The organism is Rhodoferax sp. GW821-FHT09E07 (genome assembly GCF_059416145.1).
Genome location: NZ_JBWKOP010000007.1, coordinates 177827 through 194695, shown reverse-complemented (window position 1 = coordinate 194695; position 16869 = coordinate 177827). Strand labels below are relative to the sequence as shown.

General features: G+C 56.0%; 13 protein-coding genes. 12 read left to right on the top strand and 1 reads right to left on the bottom strand.

Annotated elements, in window-relative coordinates; all coding sequences use genetic code 11:
* Positions 1–11 precede the first annotated feature (11 nt).
* On the top strand, positions 12–476 hold the full coding sequence (gene recX / locus AC07OE_RS15290) for a recombination regulator RecX (protein ID WP_495071434.1): 465 nt from the start codon (positions 12–14) through the stop codon (positions 474–476).
* Here the strand turns inward: recX and argC are convergent.
* Positions 473–1408 (bottom strand): N-acetyl-gamma-glutamyl-phosphate reductase, encoded by a 936-nt coding sequence (argC, locus tag AC07OE_RS15285; protein WP_495071433.1) that lies wholly within the window; start codon positions 1406–1408, stop codon positions 473–475. The genes recX and argC overlap by 4 nt on opposite strands.
* Positions 1409–1609: 201 nt before the next feature.
* On the opposite strand from argC, the gene sucC reads away from it, so the two are divergent.
* The 11 genes from sucC (at position 1610) to AC07OE_RS15230 (ending at position 16774) form a co-directional block, all read left to right on the top strand.
* Positions 1610–2773 carry an ADP-forming succinate--CoA ligase subunit beta gene (gene sucC / locus AC07OE_RS15280; RefSeq protein WP_322579128.1) on the top strand — a complete coding sequence of 388 codons (1164 nt, stop codon included), beginning with the start codon at positions 1610–1612 and terminating at the stop codon, positions 2771–2773.
* A 9-nt stretch (positions 2774–2782) separates the two neighbouring features.
* Positions 2783–3676 carry a succinate--CoA ligase subunit alpha gene (sucD, locus tag AC07OE_RS15275; RefSeq protein WP_495071432.1) on the top strand — a complete coding sequence of 298 codons (894 nt, stop codon included), beginning with the start codon at positions 2783–2785 and terminating at the stop codon, positions 3674–3676.
* Positions 3677–3780: 104 nt separating this feature from the next.
* Positions 3781–4464, top strand: a complete 684-nt coding sequence (locus AC07OE_RS15270; RefSeq protein ID WP_495071431.1) for a TerC family protein — start codon at positions 3781–3783, stop codon at positions 4462–4464.
* A 249-nt stretch (positions 4465–4713) separates the two neighbouring features.
* The gene (locus tag AC07OE_RS15265; protein WP_495071596.1) at positions 4714–7341 is read left to right on the top strand and encodes a CHASE2 domain-containing serine/threonine-protein kinase; all 2628 of its coding nucleotides are present in this window, start codon (positions 4714–4716) and stop codon (positions 7339–7341) included.
* 8 nt (positions 7342–7349) lie between these two features.
* The gene (locus AC07OE_RS15260) at positions 7350–8135 is read left to right on the top strand and encodes a Stp1/IreP family PP2C-type Ser/Thr phosphatase (RefSeq protein ID WP_495071430.1); all 786 of its coding nucleotides are present in this window, start codon (positions 7350–7352) and stop codon (positions 8133–8135) included.
* Between the two features lie 46 nt (positions 8136–8181).
* A complete protein-coding gene (locus AC07OE_RS15255) occupies positions 8182–8847 on the top strand; it encodes an FHA domain-containing protein (RefSeq protein ID WP_495071429.1) in 666 nt (221 codons plus the stop codon).
* Positions 8848–8901: 54 nt separating this feature from the next.
* A complete protein-coding gene (locus AC07OE_RS15250; protein ID WP_495071428.1) occupies positions 8902–11151 on the top strand; it encodes a CHASE2 domain-containing protein in 2250 nt (749 codons plus the stop codon).
* 10 nt (positions 11152–11161) lie between these two features.
* The gene (locus tag AC07OE_RS15245) at positions 11162–11953 is read left to right on the top strand and encodes a 3',5'-cyclic-nucleotide phosphodiesterase (protein ID WP_495071427.1); all 792 of its coding nucleotides are present in this window, start codon (positions 11162–11164) and stop codon (positions 11951–11953) included.
* Positions 11950–14370, top strand: coding sequence for a GspE/PulE family protein (locus AC07OE_RS15240; protein ID WP_495071426.1), 2421 nt, complete (start codon positions 11950–11952; stop codon positions 14368–14370). The genes AC07OE_RS15245 and AC07OE_RS15240 overlap by 4 nt, the downstream gene beginning before the upstream one ends.
* Before the next feature lie 165 nt (positions 14371–14535).
* Positions 14536–15060 carry a pilin gene (locus AC07OE_RS15235; RefSeq protein WP_495071425.1) on the top strand — a complete coding sequence of 175 codons (525 nt, stop codon included), beginning with the start codon at positions 14536–14538 and terminating at the stop codon, positions 15058–15060.
* A gap of 58 nt (positions 15061–15118) precedes the next feature.
* Positions 15119–16774 (top strand): PglL family O-oligosaccharyltransferase, encoded by a 1656-nt coding sequence (locus AC07OE_RS15230; RefSeq protein WP_495071424.1) that lies wholly within the window; start codon positions 15119–15121, stop codon positions 16772–16774.
* The last annotated feature ends 95 nt before the right edge of the window (positions 16775–16869 follow it).

Below are 16869 nucleotides of genomic sequence, written 5' to 3'. Positions count from 1 at the left end.
TGCAATTGGCTATGAAATCAGGAGCAAAACCTGTGCTCTCGTTGACGGGACGAGCCCTGCGTCTGCTCAGTACCCGAGAGCATTCGCGGGCGGAGCTGGAGCGCAAGCTGGCACCGCACGCCGAGGAAGACGGTGCCGTGGCCAAGGTGCTCGATGCCTTGCAGGCCAAGGGCTTCATCAACGAGACGCGGGTGCTCGAGTCGGTCGTGCACCGCCGGGCCAGCAAGCTCGGTGCCTCGCGCATCAAGCAGGAGCTGCAGGCCAAGGGGCTGGAGCCCGAGGCCGTGGCCGAGGCGGTGCAAGCCCTGCGCGCCAGCGAACTGGACCGGGCCCGCGAGATCTGGCGCAAGAAGTTCGGCCAGCCGCCGGCCGATGCGGCAGAGCGCGGCAAGCAGATGCGCTTTCTGGCCAGCCGCGGTTTCGGCGGCGACGCCATCCGCAAGGTGGTGTCGGGCGCCGATGAGGACGATGTTTAGAGGTTCAGCATCAGCTGCAGGTTTTGCACTGCCGCGCCGCTGGCACCTTTACCTAGGTTGTCCAGGCGGGCTACCAACACCGCATGGGCAAAGCCATCTTTGGCGGCGTCATTCGCAAACACGCGCAGTTCCAGCTTGTTGGTGTCGGCCAGTGCGGCCGCATCGAGCTTAAGGTCCGGCGTGACGGGTTCCACAGTGACCCAGGTGCTGCCTGCGTAGTGTTGGGCCAGCGCGGTGTGCAGATCTTGCGCTGTGGGTTTGCCTGGCAGCGTGTCTAGGTGCAATGGCAGTTGCACCAGCATGCCTTGCTTGAAATTGCCCACCGAGGGCACAAATAGCGGGCGCCGTGTCAGGCCCGTGAATTTCATGATCTCGGGGATGTGCTTGTGCTTGAGCCCCAGCGCATAGAGTTCGTACGGAGCAGCGGTGCCTTGTTCGTACGCTTCGATCATGGTGCGTCCGCCGCCTGAGTAGCCGCTGACTGAGGGCAGACATACGGGAAAGTCGGCGGGCAGGAGGCCCGCATCCACCAAGGGGCGGATCAACGCGATGGCGCCGGTGGCGTAGCAGCCCGGGTTGCTGACGCGGCGGGCGTTCACCACGGCGTCGCGCTGGTTGACAGCCAATTCGGGAAAGCCATAGACCCAGCCGGCGGCAGTGCGGTGTGCGGTGGAGGCGTCGATGATGCGTGGGCCGGGGCGTCCGGTCTCTTTCTCCAGTCCATCCACCATGGCCACGGTTTCCAGGGCGGCGTCATCGTGCAGGCACAAAATCACGAGGTCAGCCTGCGCGACGAGGGCGCGTTTGGCTTGGGGGTCTTTGCGCAGCGCGGGGTCAATGCTGAGCAGTTCGATCTGCGGCATGGCCTGCAGGCGTTCGCGGATCTGCAGCCCGGTGGTGCCGGCTTCGCCATCAATAAAGACTTTTTTCATCGGGTGGACAGCTCAAAAATAATGGGGTGAGGCGCTTCAGCGCAAGGAAGCCTTCGCTGCGGGCGCCAAGCGCGCTGTAAGCCTCGCACAAGTATTGTGCATCGCACCATGATACAGTCGGAGGCTGATGTGTCCAGTGCCATGCACTCGCAATTTCATGTTGCGGCATGGTGAAAATTGTCCAGTCCAGAGAGAGACGTCATGAAGATTCACGAGTACCAAGGCAAGGAAATCTTGCGCCAGTTCGGTGTGCCGGTGCCTCGCGGCATCCCCGCTTTCACAGTGCAAGAAGCGGTGGAAGCCGCCCAGAAACTGGGTGGCCCTGTCTGGGTTGTCAAGGCCCAGATCCATGCGGGTGGCCGCGGCAAGGGTGGTGGCGTGAAGGTGGCCAAGTCCATCGACGACGTCAAGCGCCTCGCCGGCGACATCCTGGGTATGCAACTCAAGACACACCAGACTGGTCCAGAAGGCCAAAAGGTGCGCCGCCTGTACATCGAAGATGGCGCCGACATCAAGAACGAACTGTATGTGTCGCTGGTGACCGACCGCGCTACACAGAAGGTGGCCCTGATCGCGTCGAGCGAAGGCGGCATGGACATCGAGGAAGTGGCCCACTCCACACCCGAAAAGATCGTGACCGAAATGATCGATCCCCTGACTGGCATTACCACCGAACAGAGCAAGAAGGTGGCCGCAGCCATTGGCTTGACCGGTGCTTCTATCGACCAGGCCGTGGACATCTTCGCCAAGATCTACAAGTGCTACATGGACACCGACGCGTCGCTGGTGGAGATCAACCCGCTGAACTGCGACTCCAAGGGCAACCTGATGGCCCTGGATGCCAAGTTCAACTTTGACTCCAACGCCCTGTTCCGCCATCCCGAAATCGTGGCCTACCGCGATCTGGACGAAGAAGACGCCGCTGAAGTGGAAGCCTCCAAGTTCGACTTGGCCTACATCTCCCTGGACGGCAATATCGGCTGCCTGGTGAACGGTGCCGGTTTGGCCATGGCCACCATGGACACCATCAAACTGTTCGGCGCAGAGCCAGCCAACTTCTTGGACGTGGGCGGCGGCGCTACCCCCGAGAAGGTGACGGAAGCCTTCAAGATCATGTTGAAGAACGACAAGGTCAAGGCCATTCTGGTCAACATCTTCGGCGGCATCATGAAATGCGACACCATCGCCACAGGCGTGATCACAGCTTGCAAGGCCGTGAACCTGTCGGTGCCACTGGTCGTGCGCATGAAGGGTACGAACGAAGAGCTGGGCAAGAAAATGCTGGCCGAATCTGGCCTGCCCATCATCAGCGCCGACAGCATGGCTGAAGCGGCCCAAAAAGTTGTCGCAGCAGTGAAAGGCTAAGGAAACATCATGTCGATCTTTATCAATAAAGACACCAAGGTCATTACCCAAGGCATTACCGGCAAGACAGGCCAGTTTCACACGGAAAAGTGCCAGGAATACGCAAACGGCAAAAATGCCTTTGTGGCCGGCGTGAACCCCAAGAAGGCGGGCGAGTCCATCTTCAACATCCCGATCTACGCCTCCGTCAAGGAAGCGGCCAGCGACACTGGTGCCACCGTGTCCGTGATTTACGTGCCGCCTGCGGGCGCCGCCGCTGCCATCTGGGAAGCCGTGGAAGCCGATCTGGACTTGGCCATCTGCATCACCGAAGGCATTCCCGTGCGCGACATGCTGGAAGTGCGCAACAAGATGAAGGCCAAGGAAGCCGCCGGCGGCAAGAAGACGCTGCTGCTGGGCCCCAACTGCCCCGGCCTGATCACCCCCGACGAAATCAAGATCGGCATCATGCCCGGGCACATCCACCGCAAGGGCCGCATCGGCGTGGTGTCCCGTTCCGGTACGCTGACCTATGAAGCCGTCGCGCAACTGACTGAAATCGGTCTGGGTCAGTCATCCGCCGTGGGCATTGGTGGCGACCCCATTAACGGCCTGAAGCACATCGACGTGATGAAGGCTTTCAACGATGATCCTGATACTGACGCAGTCATCATGATCGGCGAAATCGGCGGACCCGATGAAGCCGAAGCCGCCCGCTGGTGCAAGCTGAACATGAAGAAGCCGATTGTTGGCTTCATCGCTGGCGTGACCGCGCCTCCCGGAAAACGCATGGGCCACGCCGGTGCGTTGATTTCTGGTGGTGCAGACACCGCCGACGCCAAGCTGGCCGTGATGGAAGAATGCGGCTTCAAAGTCACACGCAATCCGTCTGAAATGGCGAAGCTGCTGAAGGCCATGCTGTAAATCCAGCGTTGGCTCAATAGCTGAAGCGAGAGGATTGCCTCTCGAAGTAAAGTGCCCATACCTTGTGTTTGGGCACTTTTTCATTTGTACTGCGGGGGCCAATCATGGAAATTCTTCAGAGCGCTGACTTCTGGATTGGTCTGGTCAAGATCGTCTGGATCAACATCATTTTGTCTGGGGACAACGCCGTTGTGATTGCCCTTGCGGCACGTTCCCTACCGCCCGAGCAGCAAAGAAAAGCGGTACTTTTAGGCTCTGGCGCTGCGGTGGTGCTGCGGATTGCTTTGACCGTAGTAGCAGCCAAGCTGCTGGAGATCTCGTTTTTGCAGGTGATCGGAGGCCTGTTGTTGTTGTGGATCGGCGTGCAATTGCTGAGCGACGACGATGCCGAAGAAGGCCATGGGAAGAACACTGGCAGCATGCTGGCTGCCGTGAGGACCATCCTGATTGCTGACTTGGTGATGAGCCTGGACAACGTGATCGCGGTGGCCGCAGCAGCCAAGGGCAGTATGTTGTTGCTGATCCTGGGGCTTGCCATCAGTATTCCGCTGGTCATTTTCGGCAGTACCCTGATGATTCGCTTGATGGAGCGCTTTCCGGTGATCGTGACGCTGGGCGCTGCGCTTATTGGTTGGGTTGGCGGTGAAACCATTGCCAGCGACGGTGTGTTCAGTGGCTGGATGGTCACCCATGGCTGGGTGCACTACGCGGCGGCGGTCCTGGGTGCCGCGTTGGTGCTGGGGCTGGGCATGGTGCTGGAGAGGCGTAAGGCCCCTTCCACAACCTAAGACGGGATTCCGCCTGTCGCCAATGACCTCCACTTGTCGCAAAAGCGGGAAGTCCCGTGCAGAAGTCCCTTGTCGGCTGCCGTATCGTCTGCTAACGTCCTCATCTTGACTCCTCCACCGTGGGGCGGGGTGGGCTGTGGGCAGATCGATGTGCGCCGATAAGGCATGGTGCGGGGGTAACAATTGGCGAAATCTTCTTCAAAGACGCAATCATTCTGGCGGGCTGACTGGCTTGCTGGTTTGGCCATTGTGGTCGTGGCTGTGGTGTTGCACCTCTCTACCGACTTCATAGGGACGCTGGAGCGGCGTTTTTACGATTTCGCAAGTACCAGTACTTCCCGGCAGCCTTCCGACCGCATCGCTGTCATTGCCATCGATGACCAGAGTATTGCCAATCTGGGCCGGTGGCCTTGGCCTCGAGATATCCATGCCAAGCTCATCGATACGCTGGCGGCAGCCAAGGCCAAAACTGTCGTGCACACCGCGTTCTTTTTTGAACCGCAGGTGGATCCTGGCTTGGGCTTTATCCGCAAGATGAAGGCTGCCCTGGAGGCGCCGGTGGATGGTGCCGCACCCAATGAATCTGTGGTGAAGCTGATTGCAGAGGCGGAAACTGCACTCGATACCGACGCTAAATTGACAGCCAGCCTGCAGAACGCCGGCAATGTGCTCATTCCATCGGTATTCACTTTGGGCGAGCCTCAAGGCAAGCCAGACAATCCGCTTCCCGCGTACGCGCTGAAAAGTGCATTGGACGATGCCAATGGGTTTTCCATTCCTGCCGTTCGTGGCCAGCAGCCCATTGAGAGTATTGGCAATGCGGCAGCCGGAATCGGGCACTTGAACCAGTTTCCAGATGTGGATGGCGCGGTGCGGCTGGAGCCCTTGTTGGTGAATTATTACGGCAAAGCCGTTCCTTCGATGGCGTTGCTAGCAGCCTTCAAGAGCCTGAATCTTTCGCCCGCGGATGTCAAACTCAACCCTGGTGATTCGGTCCAGATTGGCAAATTGAAGGTCAAAACGGATGAGGCAGCTTTGATGCTGCCCCAGTTCTACAAGGGTCGCGATGGCAAGCCCGCCTTTGCGGTGGATTCTTTTTACGATGTGCTGACGGGAAAAATCCCTGCCAGCAAGTATGCTGACAAGATTGTCATCATTGGGGCCACTGCTGCAGGCGTGGGTGTGCAATTCCCGGTGCCTGGCAATGCAGCCCTGTCTCCGGCGGAGACTATCGCCCACATTACGTCCAGTATTCTGAGTGAGCACTTCATCGTGCAGCCAAGCTGGGGTGTTTGGGTTAGTCTCCTGGCTTTTCTGGTGGTCGTGGCCTATGTTGTCGCGGGCCTGCCACGGCTGTCGGCCGCCACCTCTGCCGGGGTCACTTTGGGGTTGTTTGCAGCACTGCTGATCTTGGAGTTTGGCCTGCTATCGGCTGCTGCAACCTGGTTGAAGTTGGTGTTTCCCGCTACTGTGCTGGTCTTGGGGCATCTGGCATTGACGACCAAGCGTTTCCTAATCACGGAGGCTGGCAAGGTCAAGGCCGATGAGGAGTCTGCGGAAACCAATCGCATGATGGGTTTGGCTCTGCAAGGCCAGGGGCAGTTGGACATGGCATTTGACCGTTTCCGCCGTGTACCCCTCGCTGAGGCCGTGATGGGCAATTTGTACAGCCTGGCCCTGGACTTTGAGCGCAAGCGGCAGTTCAACAAGGCGGAGTCTGTCTATGAGCACATGGCGACGTTTGATAAAAACTACAAGGATATTCAGACCAAGTTGAGTCGTGCCAAAAACCTCTCGGAAACCGTGATTTTGGGAGGTGGGGGCGGTCACCCTGGCGGCACCATGTTGCTGGATGGTGGGGCGGTTGAGAAGCCCATGCTGGGTCGCTACCAGGTGGAAAAAGAGTTGGGCAAAGGCGCCATGGGGGTGGTCTATTTGGGCAAGGATCCCAAGATTGGCCGCGTAGTGGCGATTAAAACCATGGCGCTAAGCCAGGAGTTTGCTGGTGAAGAACTCACGGACGCCCGCGAACGTTTCTTCCGCGAAGCCGAGACCGCTGGCCGTCTGCAGCACCAAAATATTGTGACTATTTTTGATGCGGGCGAGGAACATGATCTGGCCTATATCGCCATGGAGTTCCTCAAAGGGCGGGACTTGGTCGAGTTTTGCAAGGGCGACAACCTGTTGCCTGTGCCATTGGTGCTGAGTCTGGTGGCCAGAGTTGCCGAGGCGCTAGCCTATGCGCACAAGCAATCGGTGGTGCACCGTGATATCAAGCCCGCCAACATCATGTACGAGCGCGAGACCGACACGGTCAAAGTCACCGATTTCGGAATTGCTCGGATTACGGATTCCAGCAAGACTAAAACGGGGCTGGTTCTAGGCACGCCTAGTTTCATGTCTCCAGAGCAGTTGGCGGGTAAGAAAGTGGATGGTCGTTCCGATTTGTACTCGCTCGGTGTCATGCTGTTCCAGTTGTTGACCGGTGTGCTGCCTTTCCGTGGCGACTCCATGGCCGAACTGATGTTCAAGATAGCGAACGAAGAGGCGCCCGATATTCGTGTTGTACGTCCTGATTTGCCGGTAGCGTTGGCCAATGTGGTGACCTTGGCTCTGAGCAAGCGCCCTGAGCTGCGTTACCAAGACGGAGATCAGTTTGCAACTGATTTACGCGAAGTGATAGCGGGGCTGGATCCCACCAACGCAAACATGGCACGTCCGGCAGGAGCGGTTGGAGCAGGTGCCGAAGAAAAAACGCAGGCGTTTGTCGCAGGTAGCGCGATGACTCAGCCTCATTTCGACCAGACGGTTGCGCAGCCTGCAAAGGGCGCATCCGGGCCGGCCGCCGCGGGTGGCGATACGGATATTCAGATTTAAAAACAACAATGATGTACCACTTTTGTGCGCAAACTGACCCAGGCCGTGCTCGCGACAACAACGAAGACTCGGTCGCTTTTGAAGAGGCTGCCAGGGTAGCGGTTCTCGCCGATGGTATGGGAGGGTACAACGCGGGGGAGATTGCCAGCGGCATGGCGACCGCGTTTATCAAATCCGAATTAAGCCGCTGGTTGCTGGAGGCCGGTGCCACTGCGCAATCCAAAGAGGTGCGCCGAGCCATGGAGATTTGCGTGGACAACGCCAATCTCGCAATCTTCAATTCCGCCAATTCCAATGCAGCGTACTCCGGCATGGGGACTACCTTGGTAGTTGGGGTTTTTCGTGATGACCGGCTGCTGCTCGGACATATCGGGGACTCCCGTTGCTACCGGTTGCGTGAAGGGCAGTTGACCCAGATCACCAAAGACCATTCCCTGCTGCAAGAGCAAATTGATGCGGGCCTAATCACACAGGAGCAAGCCGCGACCTCGTCTATCAAAAATCTGGTGACGCGGGCTTTGGGGGTAGAAGAGGTCGTTATGTTGGACGTCAATGAGCACGTGGTTGAGCCCGGGGACCTGTACTTGATGTGTTCCGACGGTTTGTCCGATATGGTTGATGATGAACTAATCGCTAGAATTGCCACTGGCGACTCCAGTCTGGATCAAAAGGCGGGCTTATTGATCGATGCGGCCAACGACAATGGTGGGCGGGACAATATCTCCGTGCTGATAGTCTCTGCGAGTGAGGCAGCAGAAAAACGTGGATTAATTGCCCGGCTGCTAGGGAAGTAGAGTTGTTACGTTTTCCAAAAACCAATTACAGGAAAAGGAGTCGATCATGCCGAAAATGATCGTTTCGATCGATGAGGTCGTGATCAAGGAAGTTCAGCTGACTAAAGAGCGCACGACATTGGGACGCCGGCCTTACAACGACATCGTCATAGACAACTTGGCGGTCAGTGGTGAGCATGCGGTGCTCCAAATGACTGGAAGTGAAGTTTTTCTGGAAGACCTCAATAGCACTAACGGCACTTATGTGAATGGCAAGGCTGTGAAAAAGCAGCAGTTGCAAAATGGTGACGGTATAGAGATTGGCAAGTACAAAATCAAGTTCGTCGGTGACGGTGTTGCCGACAACTTTGACAAAACCATGGTGGTGCGTGCACGTCCATCCGTGACACCGCAAGCGGCTCCTGCGTCTGGTTACCCCACGTCTGCGGGCGATTCCACGGGCATCGGTGCGTTCCACGCCGCAATCAAGGTTCTGTCTGGTGCTGCCTCCGGACGCGAAGTGCCCCTGACCAAGGTGGTGACTACCATTGGTAAGCCTGGCGTTGCCGTGGCCGCCATCACACGCCGGCAACATGGCTACGTGGTTCACCATGTGGAAGGGGCCGGCAACCCCACTTTGAATGGATCTCCCATCGGTTCTGATCCCATTTCGCTGAAAAATGGCGACTTGGTGGAGTTGGCGGGCACCCAAATGCAATTCGTCCAGACCTGAGCCAGCTACAGTCTGGCCTGACTACATGCAGATGGGAATTCAGCCTGGTTTGAAATGCAGTCACTGACCAGGCACTGGCCCCGTATCGCGGTGACTTTAGTCCCCGTGATCTTGGCGCTGCTGCATGCGGTCGGAGCGGTTCGCATCGGTGTGCTGCAGCGCTTGGATGACATCATTTATGACGCACGCCTGCGGGCTACGATGCCCAACACGCAGGATGACCGGATCGTTATCGTCAACATTGACGAGAAAAGCTTGGCAGAGGTCGGGCGCTGGCCTTGGGGCAGAAACAAGCTGGCCCAACTGATCACTATCCTGTTTGATGAACAGCAGATTGCGCTTATTGGGTTCGATGTGGTTTTTGCCGAGGCGGACGAAAGCTCTGGCCTTGCGCGACTCAATGAATTGGCTCGAAATGAATTCCGCGACCAAGCCGGGTTTTCTGACCGCTTGCGTCAGCTGCAGCCTGAACTGGATTTTGATGCGGCCTTTGCACGCGCTATAGCTAACCGTCCGGTGGTCATGGGGTACTACCTGACGAGCGATGGTGAGGGACGTTCCAATGGGACGTTGCCAGCCCCGGTATTGACGCCTGACGTATTGCAGGGGCGTCCCATCAAGGCTACTTCCTGGAACGGTTTTGGATCCAATATTGACCAGTTGGCCAAGGCTGCGCCATTGGCAGGCTTCTTCAACTCAATTACCGATGGTGATGGGGTGGTTCGCTCCTTGCCTCTTTTGGCCGAATACAAAGGGCAGTATTACGAGTCCATTTCTTTGGCGATGTTTCGCGCCATTGCCGGCATGCCCAAGGTGGCGCCTGGGTTCTCCAACGAGAAATTCCTGGCCCGCAGCTACCAGGGTATGGACCGGGTACTGCTGAAGCAGGGAGAAAAGGCGCTCGCCATTCCCGTCGATGAACGCGTGGCCACGCTGGTCCCGTACCGGGGACGGGGTGGTGTGCAGGGTGGCTCCTTCCGGTATGTGTCTGCATCTGACGTGCTGGCTAAAAAATTGCCGCCTCACAGCCTGAAAGACAAAATCATTTTGTTGGGCACCACCGCTCCGGGTTTGTTGGACCTGCGTGTCACTCCAGTGGGGGAGACCTACCCTGGGGTGGAAACCCATGCCAACATCATTTCTGCATTGTTGGATGGCAGCGTGCTGGTGAAGCCGGACTATGCGGTGGGCTACGAGGTAGTGATCCTCACCTTGGCCGGACTGCTGCTGGCGATCGGCCTGCCCATGTTGTCCGCGCCACGCGCAGTCCTGTTGAGTGTCGCGGTGGTGAGCGTGCTGGTACTTACCAACCTTTGGCTTTACCTGTCTTATGGTTTGGTTTTGCCCCTGGCTTCTGCGCTCACCATGGCCATCACTGCCTTTGGTCTCAACATGAGCTACGGCTATTTTGTGGAGAGCCGCTCCAAGCGTGAATTGGCCAATCTGTTTGGCACCTATGTTCCACCAGAGTTAGTGGATGAAATGGTGAAGGATCCCGACAGCTACAGCATGAAGGCTACGAATCGCGAGTTGACCGTGATGTTCTGCGATATGCGCGGCTTCACCAAGATGTCGGAGCGCATGGAGCCCACCCAGCTGCAGGAGTTGCTTACGGGGGTGTTCAGCAGGTTGACGAGCTTGATTCGTGCGAACCGGGGAACGATTGACAAATACATGGGCGATTGCGTGATGGCGTTCTGGGGAGCCCCGGTGGAAACCGCTGAGCACGCCCATTTGGCGGTCAAATCGTCTATGGAAATGGCCAATGCCATTCGGGAGATCAATCTGGAACACCGCGCCAAGGGCCTGCCCGAAATTGGCATCGGGATTGGTTTGAATACCGGCACCATGTGTGTTGGCGATATGGGGTCCAATATCCGACGCAGTTACACCGTTATCGGCGATGCGGTCAATCTGGGTTCCCGGTTGGAGGGGTTGTCCAAGGCGTATGGAGTGGACATTGTGGTGAGCGAAGCCACCCGCAAATTGGCGCCCGATTTTGCCTGGCAGGAGTTGGATCGGGTCCGGGTCAAGGGCAAGGAACAGGCCGTTGCGATTTTCTGGCCTTTGGCGCCACTGGCGAGAGTGAGTCCTGAGGTCGCAGATGAAGTCAAAACTTGGGCCCAATTTCTGAAGGCCTACAGGGCGCAAAGTTGGGATCAGGCGGATGTACTGCTCATCAATTTGATGCGCATGAATGCCAAAAAATACCTTTACCAGTTGTACTCTGAGCGGGTAGCCTCTATGCGGTTGCTGCCATTCGATCCAGAATGGGATGGCGCCACCAACTTCGAAACCAAATAGGGCCTCGTTTGTGAAAGTACGCGTACTGGGCTGCTCGGGTGCCATTGCCCAAGAGTGCCGAACCACTTCATTCCTTGTGGGCCGCCAAATCTTGGTGGATGCGGGCACTGGTGTGGGCGATCTGACGCTGGACGAAATGGGGCAGGTTGATCACGTGTTTCTGACCCATTCGCATTTGGACCACATCGCAGCCTTGCCGCTGATGGTGGATGCGGTGGCGTCGCAACGGCAATCGCCGATCGCCATATATGCGCTGCCGGGCACCATTGCAGCGCTGAAAGCGCATATCTTTAACGATGTTATATGGCCCGACTTTTCGCGTATCCCTACCGTGCAAGCGCCATTTGTCCGGTTTGTGGAAATTCAGGTGGGGCAGGTTTTAGAGTTGGCCGGGAGCTGTATCGAGGTATTGCCAGCGGTGCATACCGTGCCAGCGGTCGGATTTGCAGTCTCTGCAGGGGCCGGGCATTGGGTCTTTACCGGTGATACAGAACGCAATCCTGCCTTGTGGACCCGAATCAACCAGCTGGATGTTGCCATGTTGGTTATTGAAACGGCGTTCAGCAATCGCGAAAAAGAATTGGCCCGCAAGAGTCTGCATTTGTCGCCCAGTGCTTTGGCGAAGGAACTGGACTGCATTCGCAAGGGCAAGAGTTTCCCCATTTACATCACCCACACCAAACCGGCAGAAACTGAATTGATCATGGCTGAAATACAGCGGTTCGATCAAACGTTGCCTTTTGGCCCGGATGTCACCCATGATATTCGGTGGTTGCGTGCGGGGCAGGAGTTTGAGATATGAGCGTGGTTATTCAGCCTGGCGGTGCGGAAAGATCTTCCGAGCAGGCATTCTTCGAGTCGCAAAAGCTACCCTCCAAGAAGAGAGGCATGACCTTTGAGGCGCTCTTTTACCGCCAGTTGCACCAGGTCACCGCGCGCATCCACGATACGGAGCAGCTGGAGCAGATCATGCTGGATACCAGCCAGGAAATCTGCAAACTGCTCAATGCTGATCGATTGACCTTGTATGCGGTGACCGAAGACCAGACCGCGATCGTTTCGAAGATCAAAACGGGCCTGAACAGCAGTCGGGACTTGAAGTTGCCGATCTCTCCGCAGAGCCTTGCGGGCTACGCCGCCTACAGCCGGACGGCCCTGAATTTGCCGGATGTGTATGACGAGGATGCACTCAAACGGATCCACCCATCCTTGACATTTCTGAAAGAAGTCGACAAGCGCTCAGGGTACCGCACGAAACAGATGCTGGTGGCGCCCATCATGGATGGCGGAACCTTGCATGGAGTTTTGCAAGTCATCAACAACAAAAGTGACGAGCCTTTTGGTGAGCTCGAAGTGGATGGTGTTACGGAGTTGTGCAAAACATTGGCCACGGCAATTCGCCAGCGGGTCAAAGGTGCCGAAGGTGGTGTACAGCGCAAGAGCACCAAATATGACGGTCTTATTTCGGACGGCATTTTGACGGAGCAAGAACTTGCCCAGTGTGTGCAAGATGCTCGCCAAGAGGGGCAGTCAGTGGAACACCGGTTGATGACTGACTACAGCATCAAGCCAGCGCAACTGGGTAGCGCGCTTGCCAAGTTCTTTGGTGTTCCCTATGAGCCCTTCAATCCCGGGCGCATCCGATCGGAGATGCTGCAAGGCGCATTGAAGCGCGAGTTCATTGAAGAGCAGGAATGGATGCCGCTGGAAGAGTCTCCGGATGGTTTAGTCATCATGTGTGTGGACCCGGAGGCGGTCAAAGGCTCACGGGTTGTGCCGCAAGTGTTTCCACGCATTACCAAGTTTGCCTACAGGGTGACAACGCTGGTTGAGTTTCGTGAGACGCTCGCACAACTGTTTGGTGCAGCGTCAGACAGTGGAACGATTGATCAGTTGCTCGCGGATATGGACGGCGCTCCCATGGACGATGGGAGCAATGATGAGTCCTTGGAGTCGGCAGCAGCAGACAACGAATTGGTGAAATTCGTCAACAAGGTCATCATCGACGCTTATAACCAAAAGGTGTCGGATATCCATATCGAGCCCATGCCGGGCAAGTTCAAGACCGGCATACGTTTTCGCATTGATGGAAGCTTGGTTCCCTATGTGGAAGTGCCGGCACATTTCAGACAGGCCATGGTGACTCGCCTGAAAATCATGTGTGACCTTGATATCTCGGAGCGTCGCAAGCCGCAGGATGGCAAGATCAAGTTCAAGAAGTACGGGCCATTGGACATTGAGTTGCGCGTAGCAACCATCCCCTCCGCGGGCGGAGTGGAGGACGTGGTCATGCGGATTCTGGCTGCGGGTGAGCCAATTCCTTTGGAGAAATTGGGCCTTACTCCGCATAACAAGGCGCGACTGGAAGCCACAGTTAGCAAGCCGTACGGCTTGTTCTATGTGTGTGGACCCACGGGCTCTGGCAAAACCACCACGTTGCATTCCATCCTGAAGTTTCTGAACACACCAGACACTAAAATTTGGACTGCCGAGGACCCGGTGGAAATCACCCAAAAGGGGTTGCGGCAGGTTCAGATCAACAAAAAAGCGGGAATTGACTTCGCATTGGTCATGCGAGCCTTTTTGCGAGCTGATCCGGACATCATCATGGTGGGGGAGTCGCGTGACAAGGAAACGGTATCCATGGGGGTGGAGGCATCGCTTACCGGCCACATGGTGTTCTCGACGCTACACACCAACTCTGCGCCCGAATCCATAACGCGCTTGTTGGACATGGGTATGGACCCATTTAATTTTGCCGATGCGCTGCTGGGTATCTTGGCGCAGCGCTTGGCCAAGAAGTTATGCGATTGCAAGGTCGCATATGTACCCGATGCCGAAGAACTGCGTCTTTTCGCTGCCGAATACGCTGAAGAGTTGCGGCATACACAAAGCTGGAAGCAAGACTATGCGGGCGAGAGCAAGAAAATGGTCGATAAATGGATGCAGGCCTATGGAGAGGGCGGACAGCTCAAGTTCTATAAAGCCGTGGGATGCGACAAGTGCAATAAGACGGGGTACAAAGGCCGTGTGGGCTTGCATGAACTGATGGTCGCAGATGATGCCGTGAAGAAGCTCATTCAGGAGCGGTCGCGGGTGGCGGAGCTGTTCTCTGCCGCTGTGGAGGGAGGCATGCGCACCCTCAAGATGGATGGCATGGAGAAGATCATGATGGGGTTGACGGATTTAAAGATGGTTCGGCAGGTTTGTATTAAGTAGCCAACGGGTGACATTTATGTCACTCGCTGAGCCGGTGTGTCACAAATTGATGCTCCAAAGCTTAGAGAACAAACTTAAACGTACTTTTCAGGCAATTTGAAGCTGAGAAAAGGCTGGCATGAAGTCTGCTGACATAACCACCTAATCATTTTTTTGGAGTTCCGTATGAAACGCACTTTGCAAAAGGGTTTTACCCTGATCGAATTGATGATCGTGGTTGCGATCATCGGTATCTTGGCTGCCGTGGCCCTGCCAGCGTATCAAGACTACACAGTACGTGCCAAGATGACGGAAGTGATTCTGGCGGCATCTGGTTGCCGCACCTCGATCACTGAAATTGTTCAATCCGCATCCGGCTCATTTCCTGCCGCAAATGGTTGGGGATGTGAAGCTTCTGTAGGCAATACAACGAACTCCAAGTATGTAAACGGCATTGTGACCACTGGTCAGGGCGATCCGTCTGTCACGGTTACAGTCACGTCGCGCAACGTGAATAACGTCGAAGCCACCCCTGGTACTTTTACTCCAGGTGGAGAGGTTCGCCTGATGGCCTGTGCAAACAACGCTACAACATTCGCTACTTGTACCATTCCCACAGTTGGTGGAACTATTGCGACTTGGCTGTGTGGCCCAGGTGCAACCACTCCTACCGCGCTGAAATTCTTGCCAGGCTCATGCCGCATCCAATAATTTGAATTGTGGTTAATAAAAACGCCCCAATCGGGGCGTTTTTTTATGGATGAAAGCGATGTGGAACTTGGTGGGCTTGTTTTTTTTGGCATCTGCTTTTCTGCAGCCCATGCACCTACTGCCGTGGGTGAGTTGGCATAGCGAGGTGTTGGCGTTTCTCGCTTTGTTTGCATTTTGCCTTGACGCGCTGGTTTCAGATACCGAGCGCAGGAATGTTCAAATACCTCGAATCGCGGCTGTTTGGCTCTTTCTGGCAGTGATCGCAATAATTCAATTTGTGATCGGCACCATCGTTTTTTGGGGTGATGCCTTTGTCTTGCTTTTGTATATGGGGTTTTGCGTTGCAGCCATCTCCATTGGTAGGCTCAAAAAGGCATGGGCGCATTTGCCATGGGTGTTGTTGGTTGTTGCTTTAATTTCAACAGGTATTGCGTTAACCCAGGCGCTGGGTGTCTGGAGCGATTTGAGTTGGACAGCGGGTGTCACTACTTTCCGGCGCCCCGGAGCGAATCTTGGGCAGCCCAACCATCTGGCCACATTGCTTCTGATGGGCCTGGCCAGTTTGGTTTTTTTGTTTGAGTCGCGCAAACTTTCTGTAGTCTTCTTTCACTGTTTGCTGGCATTGCTCCTGTTGGGCGTGGCATTGACGGAGTCCCGTACGGGCGCATTGAGTTTCCTTTTAATCGCCTTTTGGATGATGGTTGGCACGCGTAAGATTGGGATGCGAACAAAGCGCACCTCGATTCTTCTGGCTGGCATCTGGCTTGGCGTGTTGCTGTGGGCTTGGCCTTTGTTCATTGGTGGCGTGCAAGCCGGCGGGTGGAGCACCGATGAATATTTAGGAACTCTCAATGCGTCAGCGGGAACTCGGCTGGTGGTTTGGCCCCAGTTGATAGAGGCGGTTCTTCAGCGGCCCTTTTGGGGTTGGGGGTTGCGCGAAGTGTCCACGGCACACAATGCGGTGTTGCATGCCTATACCTCTGGCGAAGCATTTAGCTATGCACACAACATTGTTCTGGATCTTGCCATTGGCATGGGCGTACCGTTGACAGTGTTGTTGGCGGTTGCAGTCTCGGTATGGCTATATAGAAGGACACGCGGTACGGTTAGTCTCTCTGCTTGGTACGGCCTAGCCCTGATTGCGCCACTTGCTGTTCATTCGATGCTGGAATTTCCATTTGCCTACGCCTATTTGCTGTTGCCGGCATTGCTGGCGGCAGGGGCACTGGAAGACGAGTTGGCTCCGACCCATTCAGTGCAGGTGCCGTTTTGGGGCGCCGCATGCGGGATGGCGTTGTTTTTCTTCTTCGCGGCATGGAGTGTTATTGAATATGTTCCCATCGAGGAAGATTTTCGTGTGGCTCGTTTGGAGGCGTTGCGCGTTGGGCATACACCGAATGACTATGCACGTCCGCGTGTCGTGTTGCTTACCCAGTTGGGCGTTTTGTTGGAGGCGGCACGCCTCGTACCCTCTACGGGCATGAGCAAGGAAAGCATAGAAATATCGCGCAAAGCCGCAATGAGGTTTCCATGGGTAGCGACACAAAATCGCTATGCTTTATCGCTGGCGTTGAATGGTAATGCGATAGAGGCAAGCCGTCAGTTGAAAGTCATGCGCGCAATGCACGGGGACAAAGTCTATGAGGCTATTGAAGGGAATTGGAATGATCTGGCTAACACCAAGTATCCTCAACTCAGGCCACTGCTGAAGTGAAACAACTTGCATAACTGTTTTCATTACTGATACTTGAATTCTTGCAACACTGACTCGCTGTGCCTTAAAAACTGTTTCGGTTTCCATCTCAATTG

Excerpts from the sequence above, each read along its gene's own strand:
- argC (WP_495071433.1), bottom strand. The coding sequence starts at position 1,408 with ATGAAAAAAGTCTTTATTGATGGCGAAGCCGGCACCACCGGGCTGCAG.
- AC07OE_RS15235 (WP_495071425.1), top strand. The coding sequence starts at position 14,536 with ATGAAACGCACTTTGCAAAAGGGTTTTACCCTGATCGAATTGATGATC.
- AC07OE_RS15250 (WP_495071428.1), top strand. The coding sequence starts at position 8,902 with ATGCAGTCACTGACCAGGCACTGGCCCCGTATCGCGGTGACTTTAGTC.
- AC07OE_RS15240 (WP_495071426.1), top strand. The coding sequence starts at position 11,950 with ATGAGCGTGGTTATTCAGCCTGGCGGTGCGGAAAGATCTTCCGAGCAG.
- sucD (WP_495071432.1), top strand. The coding sequence starts at position 2,783 with ATGTCGATCTTTATCAATAAAGACACCAAGGTCATTACCCAAGGCATT.
- AC07OE_RS15260 (WP_495071430.1), top strand. The coding sequence starts at position 7,350 with ATGATGTACCACTTTTGTGCGCAAACTGACCCAGGCCGTGCTCGCGAC.
- AC07OE_RS15255 (WP_495071429.1), top strand. The coding sequence starts at position 8,182 with ATGCCGAAAATGATCGTTTCGATCGATGAGGTCGTGATCAAGGAAGTT.
- AC07OE_RS15230 (WP_495071424.1), top strand. The coding sequence starts at position 15,119 with ATGTGGAACTTGGTGGGCTTGTTTTTTTTGGCATCTGCTTTTCTGCAG.
- sucC (WP_322579128.1), top strand. The coding sequence starts at position 1,610 with ATGAAGATTCACGAGTACCAAGGCAAGGAAATCTTGCGCCAGTTCGGT.
- recX (WP_495071434.1), top strand. The coding sequence starts at position 12 with ATGAAATCAGGAGCAAAACCTGTGCTCTCGTTGACGGGACGAGCCCTG.
- AC07OE_RS15270 (WP_495071431.1), top strand. The coding sequence starts at position 3,781 with ATGGAAATTCTTCAGAGCGCTGACTTCTGGATTGGTCTGGTCAAGATC.